Source organism: Bacillus sp. JJ1474, from assembly GCF_036965225.1.
Classification (GTDB): Bacteria; Bacillota; Bacilli; order Bacillales; family Cytobacillaceae; genus Cytobacillus.
The window spans coordinates 29,871-37,766 of sequence record NZ_JBALPC010000063.1 but is presented as its reverse complement, the minus strand read 5'-3'; the positions used below and the strand labels follow the sequence as shown (position 1 = coordinate 37,766).

At 37.7% G+C, this 7,896-nt stretch carries 8 protein-coding genes; 7 read left to right on the top strand and 1 reads right to left on the bottom strand.

The window, feature by feature from the left end; genetic code table 11:
- Nucleotides 1–2 precede the first annotated feature (2 nt).
- The 7 genes from V7164_RS09880 (at nt 3) to V7164_RS09850 (ending at nt 7,152) form a co-directional block, all read left to right on the top strand.
- Nucleotides 3–551, top strand: coding sequence for a DoxX family protein (locus V7164_RS09880; protein ID WP_335354002.1), 549 nt, complete (start codon nt 3–5; stop codon nt 549–551).
- A gap of 64 nt (nt 552–615) precedes the next feature.
- Nucleotides 616–753, top strand: a complete 138-nt coding sequence (locus V7164_RS09875) for a hypothetical protein (RefSeq protein ID WP_335354001.1) — start codon at nt 616–618, stop codon at nt 751–753.
- 296 nt (nt 754–1,049) lie between these two features.
- Complete coding sequence (locus tag V7164_RS09870; protein WP_335354000.1) at nt 1,050–2,297, top strand: cysteine desulfurase-like protein; 1,248 nt, start codon at nt 1,050–1,052, stop codon at nt 2,295–2,297.
- Between the two features lie 125 nt (nt 2,298–2,422).
- Nucleotides 2,423–3,301 (top strand): DMT family transporter, encoded by an 879-nt coding sequence (locus V7164_RS09865; RefSeq protein ID WP_335353999.1) that lies wholly within the window; start codon nt 2,423–2,425, stop codon nt 3,299–3,301.
- 65 nt (nt 3,302–3,366) lie between these two features.
- A complete protein-coding gene (locus V7164_RS09860; RefSeq protein ID WP_335353998.1) occupies nt 3,367–4,143 on the top strand; it encodes an IclR family transcriptional regulator in 777 nt (258 codons plus the stop codon).
- A gap of 418 nt (nt 4,144–4,561) precedes the next feature.
- Nucleotides 4,562–5,860 (top strand): MFS transporter, encoded by a 1,299-nt coding sequence (locus tag V7164_RS09855; RefSeq protein ID WP_335353997.1) that lies wholly within the window; start codon nt 4,562–4,564, stop codon nt 5,858–5,860.
- Nucleotides 5,861–5,892: 32 nt separating this feature from the next.
- Nucleotides 5,893–7,152, top strand: a complete 1,260-nt coding sequence (locus V7164_RS09850) for a M20/M25/M40 family metallo-hydrolase (protein WP_335353996.1) — start codon at nt 5,893–5,895, stop codon at nt 7,150–7,152.
- 129 nt (nt 7,153–7,281) lie between these two features.
- On the opposite strand, the gene V7164_RS09845 is transcribed toward V7164_RS09850, so the two are convergent.
- On the bottom strand, nt 7,282–7,707 hold the full coding sequence (locus V7164_RS09845) for a VOC family protein (protein WP_335353995.1): 426 nt from the start codon (nt 7,705–7,707) through the stop codon (nt 7,282–7,284).
- Nucleotides 7,708–7,896: the final 189 nt, after the last annotated feature.

The following is a 7,896-nucleotide window of genomic DNA, read 5'->3' as shown; positions in this document are numbered from 1 at the left end:
CTATTCCGGAAAACCCAGTATCAATGTTTTTATTCAATAATACACAGTCTGCTCTTATTTGGCTTGTCATCCGTTTGTATGTCGGTTATGCGTGGGTAAATGCAGGGTGGCATAAAATTACTGACGATAATTGGACAGGAAATAATGCAGGTGGTGCAGTTCAAGGTTTTGTTAAAGGAGCATTAGCGAAGGCTGGGGAAGGAAAAGACGTTACCGGCTGGTATGCTATGTTTTTAGAAAATATTGTCCTCCCAAACGCTTCTACATTCGGTTATCTCGTAGCCTACGGAGAAGTGCTAGTGGGATTAGGATTAATTTTTGGCTTATTAACTGGTATTGCCGCTTTCTTCGGTTCGTTGATGAATGTCAGCTTCCTGTTTGCAGGGACACTTAGCACAAATCCACTTTTATTTATTTTGGCTACTTGGTTAGTAATGGCATGGAAAGTCGCTGGTTGGTACGGGTTAGATAGGTGGGCACTACCTTATTTAGGTACACCGTGGAATAAAGGCACTTCTGTTTTGAAATCGTCTATCAATAAGTCAAACTAAAATTGTTTAAGGAATCACAATAAGAATAGTACGCTTAATTGGCTGGGCGAAGGAAGTAGATGGATTGAATACGATAAAAGATTATTACACAATTCCAAAGGCAGTGGTCAAGAGGCTATTTTTAGAACCTTTTGCCTGCGAGATTGAGGGAAAAGAAGGATTAATGACTTCTATAGCAGTACCAAGAGCTCTAGTCTATTAAACTAGGGCTCTTACTATTAGGAGGCAGAGGAAATGAATATGGAGAAGAATATAGATCGAATCAAGTGAGTGAGTGCAAAGGATTTAGTTACTATGCCACGAAAACCATTTGATGTGTTTGAAGGCCATCAGAACTTTGCAAAGTTGATAGGTGGCTTGATTAATAGAGGTAATATTGATAAATAGATGGAAAAAATAGCAGGTGGAAACTTTTTGAGGCTGTACTAAGAGGTTTTCGGTCGCCTTTTGTTGAATTAGCATGTAATCTGAAAATTATAATAAAAAGGAGTAGATTGTATGTTTCCAATTGAAGAAGTCCGTCAGCAATTCCCAGCATTAAACCGTTATTATAATGGTAAGCAGGTTGCCTATTTCGATGGACCTGGAGGCTCACAAGTGGTTGAGAGTGTTATAGATGCTATGGTTTCTTATATGTCAAAAGGCGGGGCTAATCTACATGGAGAATTCCCTACAAGCAAAGAAACAGAGCAGCACATTGAAAACGCTAGAAAAGCAATTGCAGATCTTGTTGGTGCGAAACCAAATGAAGTGGCATTCGGTCAAAACTCTACTTCCTTAATGTTCTCCATTTCACGGGCTTTGTCTAAAACATGGACTAGCCAAGATAATATTGTAGTTACTGAAATTGATCACCGTTCTAATGTTGACTCATGGGCAACAGCAGCAAAAGATTCAAACACAGAAATCCGCTTTATTCCAGTAGATACGGAGACATTAACACTTGATTTATCTCGATTACATGAGCTTATAGATGAGAATACAAAGCTTGTAGCTGTTTCACTAGCATCAAATGTTATCGGAACTATAACAGATTTAACAAACATTGCCAAGCGTGCTCATGAAGTTGGTGCCCTTGTGGCTGTGGATGCTGTACACGCTGTTCCACACTTTTCGATTGACCGTGATCAATTAGGGGCTGATATTTTATTATGTTCTGCTTATAAATTTTTTGGACCTCACATTGGAATGGCTGTGATTAAAGAAGAAGTGTTTGAGCGTCTCTCAGTATACAAACTGCAACCAGCACCGACCTATTTTCCCGATAAATTAGAAACAGGTACCCAAAACCATGAAGCAATTGCATCCATTGAAGCATTGGTTGACTTTATTGCAAGTTTAGGAACAGGCTCGAATCGCAGGGAAAGAATTCTAAATGCCTTTTTATCAATTGAAGAATACGAAAATCAATTGGCGCGTAGACTTCGTCATGAACTTGCAAGCATTCCCGAAGTCACTTTATATCAGGCACCAGATTACGTTGCCAAAACACCAACAGTCGCCTTTACGATCAAGGGAGTCGACCCTGTTGAATTTTGTAAATGGCTAGCAGAACAACATGCCATCTTCCTTGCAAGTGGAGATTTTTACGCATCTACTCTTGCCGATAAATTAGGAATCAATGAAACTGGCGGATGGATTCGTGCAGGCTTTGCTCCTTATAATACACAAGAAGAAACAGATCGTTTAATTCATGCTATTCAATATTATGTAGAAACACATATTGTAAATAGAGCAAATAGTTAGGTAGAATTAGATTGTGGGTTTATCCCTTTTTATCATTATAGTGATGGGAAAAAACAGCTGACCATTCATGCTGTTTTTTTATTACAATATTAATAGATGTTACAAAACGACCTAGGAGAAATTAAATGTATGCAAAGATAAAATTTGCCACTTCCATGGCGATATTCGGTTCAATCGGTTTATTTTCGGAAAAGACAGGTCTTCCATCGATTGAATTAGTTTTTATTCGTTGTCTCAGTGCAAGTATTCTATTAGGAGTAATATGGGGGTTTAGTACACTAAAGACAAAACAAGATAGGAAAATTTCCATTCCTCATCGGGAGTATTACCTTACCTTATTATGTGGGATATTCCTAGTCATCAATTGGGTCTTTTTCTTTCGTTCTTTAGAAGTCATGCCTATAACTGTAGCCGTATCTATCTATCATTTGGCACCCGTTATTGTGTTTCTCTTAGGCTCTTTTCTTTTCAAAGAAAAATTAACAGGAACGGGATTGGTCTTTTTCTTTATTTGCCTTTTAGGAACATTATTAGTTGGAGGCATGCATCAACATACAAATGTTGCAGAATTTCTATCCACCGGTGTTTTATGGGGGTTTGCGGCAGCACTCTTCTACGCTTTTACATCGCTCACGGGAAAAAGAATTCAATTGCTCAGTCCGCTGTTAACAACCGTCATTCAAACGAGTCTCGGCGTCTTCTTATTGATGCCATTAGTGGATTGGTCAAGCTTTATCCATCTTACCTATGAAAACTGGATCTATATCCTTGTCACAGGGTTTATTCATACTGGATTTGTCTATTACTTATTTTTCGATAGTTTACGTAAATTAAAGGCTCAAGCCATTGCTATTTTAGTCTTTGTCGATCCGGTTGTCGCGATCTTACTTGATGTAACAATTTTAAGTTACCGTCCTGATGTTTACCAGCTTATCGGAATATTGCTCGTGTTTGTGGGAATTAGTTATTCGCCTAAAAAAGAAAGAAGGTTAGAAGAGGCGTAAAATTTATACATAATATTGAATAAATGGTAGAATAATTTAGAACTCTTTTGATAAGGGGGAAAAGTATGAAGAAGCAAGAAAGTACAGTTAGTAGTGTTGAAAAGGCACTAAATATTTTAGAGTGCTTTGATAGTAAAAATACATGGTTAACTTTAAATGAAATATCAATGAAGACTGGATATTCAAAAACAGCAACTTTCCGGATGATTAAATCATTTGAAGGATATGGTTATGTAAAAAGAGACAGCACACTAAAGGAAGCTAAATTTTCACTTGGCTGGGCATTCCTACTTAAAGCTAACCTCATTACAGAGCAAATGGATATTCGAGAAATAGCGAAAGATGACTTAATTGAACTAAGAAATAAGACCGAGTTAACCGTTCAACTCGCAATTAGAGATGGAAATGAAGCGGTATTTATTGAACAGATTGAATCATTAAATCCGATAAAGATTTATTCACAGGTTGGCAAAAAAGCACGACTTTATGCTGCAGCAGGCCCAAGAGTACTCTTAGCGTATATTAATGAACAAGAACAGAACCATATATTAGCCACCTCAGAGCTCCTTGCATACACAGAGAACACTTTGATTGATATCGATCAGATTAAAGCTGAACTTGTAAAAATTCAAGAACATGGTTATGCCATAAGTAGAGGAGAGTTATATGAAGGTACCATGGAGATTGCGTGTCCGGTTTTTGATGTAAACGGAATTGTCGCTGGATCCATCAGTATAGTTGGTATAGAATCTGACTTCAAAGAGGAACAACTTGAAAAATGCATTAACGATGTAAAGCTATGTGCTAGAAATATTTCTTTAAAACTGGAGAAGCGGAATTAGAGTAAAAGAGGCGTATTGGCTTATTGCTACGCTTCTTTTTTTGTCTTGTCAACGTGATGGGAAAAATTGCAGGCAGTTTTAAAACTCATTTAAAGATGTAACTCCAATGGGGCTAGCCACATCATAGTTGACTTCTAGGTAAGAAAAAATTGCCATGATATTAAAAAAAATATTTAAAATTAATTGAATATTTTAAATAATGGTGTTATAATCAATTCGTATAAAGGAATTATAATTCCTAATATAGGAATGTAGATTAAAAGCTAACATTATTTAAGCTGTCAAAGTTTGCATTTACATTTGGAGGTGACTGTTTATTTAAATCTATTAAAGAGTTGCATAAAAACAAAGCTTAGAAATAACTGAGTACTTAGGCCAAGTTAGTCCAAAAAAATAATAACACTTTAGGGGGGAAAATATGACAATCCATCAATCAAACGGCAAACTTACACCTAGCCTTATTTTGCGTTTATTTATACCATTTGCTTCAGCTTATCTCTTATCAGTTCTTTTTCGTACGGTTAATGCGGTATTAGCCCCACATTTCATTGAAGAATTCGACTTGAAAGCATCTGACTTAGGGCTCATGACTAGTACTTATGCTCTTGCTTTTGCCATCACTCAAATCCCTCTAGGAATTGCGCTTGATCGTTTTGGATCTAGACGCACTTTATCAACTTTATTATTGTCAGCAGGTATTGGTGCATTTCTTTTCGCAAATGCTCAAAGCCTTGAGCACCTAATGATAGGGCGTTTTCTTATTGGTGTAGGCGTTTCTGGATGTTTAATGGCTGCATTTAAGGCGTATAATGATTGGATTCCAGCTGAAAGATTGCCCCTTATTAATAGCTTTCAAACTTTCGCTGGTGGACTTGGAGGGTTGATAGCAACACAACCAGTTCACTTTACACTCAATTTTATGGACTGGCGAGCGGTTTTTATGATTCTTTTAGGGTTGACTGTTGCTAACGCAATATTTATTTTTATGGCTGTTCCAAAAAGGCATAAAGAAGGTCACAATGATGAACCTGTCAAGAATCAATTAGTAGGAACCTTTCAAGTTGCTAAAAGTGTGAATTTTTGGCGCATTATCCCGATTGCTACATGTGTTCAAGCTTCTTATATTGGTTTGGATGGACTTTGGCTTGGCCCATGGCTAAAAGATGTAGCAGGGTATGAGGCGAGTGCTGTACCAACCCTTCTGTTGACATGTACTGCTTTCCTTTGTGTTGGATATTTAACCAACGGGGTCATTGCAGATTGGCTTCGCAAATTTGGAATTAAGCCGGCTTTGGTTAGCGTCATTGGAATGGTTGGCTTTACTTTATCAATAGGAGTCATAGCATTATTGGGAGGAAAAGTAGGTGTAACTGGTTGGATTATCTTAAATATTTTCGGTCCATTCTGTCTTCTTACTTATCCAATATTGTCTTCCATGTTTGATGGAAAATATGCAGGGCGAGTCATCACACTGTACAATCTAGCCGTATTCTTACTAACTTTCGTTATCCAATGGTTGATGGGTGTCATCATAGACTTCTGGCCTGCAACAAGTACAGGTGCATACAACCCTACAGGTTATTCAGTGGCACTTGGGATTATTTTTGCATTGCATGCAGTTTCACTTGTGTGGCTGTTCTTATTTAAAAAAGGTAAATTGGAATTCTTCGAATCTAAAACTTCGTCTAGAGAAATTAAGAGTAAACATGCCAACTAAGGTTGCTACTATGATTATTGGGAGGATTCAAAATGCTATATACTGATATAAGGAATAAGTTGATTGAACAAGTAGACCAAAAAGAAGATTTTCTTATCGATCTTTGCTCTAAGTTAGTAAAAATACCAAGTGAATCGCCAATCTCTGATACTCGTCAGATTGCACAAATGGCCGTTGAATTTTTGCAAAAAATTGACGGAGCAGAAGTTACTATTCATACATTAGAAGAACCAATTGTAAATGTAGTAGCGAAGATTGAAGGGAATGGACCTGGAAAACGGTTAGTATTTAATGGTCATTTGGATACATACCCAGTGGGGGATAAGTCTGCTTGGACTGTAGATCCTTTTGGTGCGGAAGTAAAAGATGGCCTTCTATATGGACGTGGATCCTCAGATATGAAAGGAGGGATCGCATCTTATATGCTTGCCTTCATGTTACTGGCAGAATGTAGAAATGATTGGTCCGGAGAAGTTGTGCTGACTCTTGCGGGAGACGAGGAGACAATGGGGGTTAAAGGAACAAAATACCTACTCGATACAGTACCAGAAGCTACAGGGGATGCGATGATATGTGGGGATGTAGGTTCGCCAACGGTGTTGCGTTTTGGAGAAAAAGGGTTGCTTTGGCTTGAACTTAATGCCGTAGGAAAACCGGGTCATGGAGCTCATGTGCACAAGGGTGTAAACGCTATTGATCTACTTGTTGAAGGAATGACCCAAATAAACGATACACTTAGAAAGCTGCCTGTTAATCATGTTGAGAAGGTAACCAGAGCTATACTAGAGGCGAGCGAAGTATCAGAAGGAATTTCCGGTAGTGGTGAAACCGAAGTTTTACAAACAGTAACCGTAAATTTTGGTGTGATTGAAGGAGGAATCTCCGCAAATCTGATTCCAGACAAAGCTTCTGCTAAAGGTGACATCCGATTACCAGTCGGAACAACCATTCCTCAAGTTGAGCAAAAAATCAAAGAAATTGTGGATTCTATTGAAGGACTCTCTTACAACATTGTTCGTAGATATGAACCTAATTGGTCAGATGTAGATCATGAGATCTTTTCATTAACTTCACAAAACGTTCATCAAATCACAGGAACATCTCCAGTTATAACGATGCGAGTAGGGGCATCCGATGCACGTCTTTACAGAATTCATAAACAAGTACCAACTGTAGTTTGTGGACTAACTCCGTATAACCTTGGTGGACCTGATGAATATATAGAACTCAGCGAGTTGGTTAATGTAGCTAAGATTCATACACTGACAGCTTATGATTACCTTTCGAAATAAGATTCTATTGAAGGTAGGAGCTAGAAATTACAATTAAGGTTTACTATTAAATGATACGGCTTGATCGTTAATACGACCAAGCCCTTATTTATGTATGTCTTAGGAGAAGATATACTTCGAAAGTAATATTTATTGTTGGTTTTCCGTGTAAATTTGGAACGTAACACCGAACTTATCAGTTACGACTCCGTAAGCTGGGCTGAAATCTGTTTTTTGTAGAGGCATGCCTACTTGTCCACCGTCTTGTAATGATTCAAAAACTTGGTGTGCTTGATCTGTATTGTTAAGAGTTATGCAAATGGTCACTTGAGATCCGATTTGATGTGGTTGGCCAGGGAAAATATCGGAAAACATAAGGTCTGAGTCTCCAACTCTTATCGTTGCATGTGAGACTAGATCTTTTGCTTCTTCTGGTAACGGGAACTCCGGGTTAGGAGGCATTTGACCAAACGTGAGAATCCCCATAACTTCAGCATTAAATACCTTCTCATAAAATCCGATTGCTTCTTTTGCGTTTCCATCCATCATTAAATAAGGTATGAATTTGAATGACATGTCTACTCAACTCCCTAGATTAAGATCATATTTTGTAGGCTCGTCCACCAATATAGTGAATTCACCCCAATAATCATTCTATCCTATAATTTCAAGAAAAAACATTAGTTTTTGTTTAATAGTTGCAAAATTCAAATAAATAATATAAATTCGTTCTTTCGCTCTACACAATAAGATGGATCAGAACAA

Bases quoted from the DNA above. Each gene is read 5' to 3' on its own strand.
- V7164_RS09865 (WP_335353999.1), top strand. From the start codon at position 2,423: ATGTATGCAAAGATAAAATTTGCCACTTCCATGGCGATATTCGGTTCA.
- V7164_RS09850 (WP_335353996.1), top strand. From the start codon at position 5,893: ATGCTATATACTGATATAAGGAATAAGTTGATTGAACAAGTAGACCAA.
- V7164_RS09855 (WP_335353997.1), top strand. From the start codon at position 4,562: ATGACAATCCATCAATCAAACGGCAAACTTACACCTAGCCTTATTTTG.
- V7164_RS09860 (WP_335353998.1), top strand. From the start codon at position 3,367: ATGAAGAAGCAAGAAAGTACAGTTAGTAGTGTTGAAAAGGCACTAAAT.
- V7164_RS09845 (WP_335353995.1), bottom strand. From the start codon at position 7,707: ATGTCATTCAAATTCATACCTTATTTAATGATGGATGGAAACGCAAAA.
- V7164_RS09870 (WP_335354000.1), top strand. From the start codon at position 1,050: ATGTTTCCAATTGAAGAAGTCCGTCAGCAATTCCCAGCATTAAACCGT.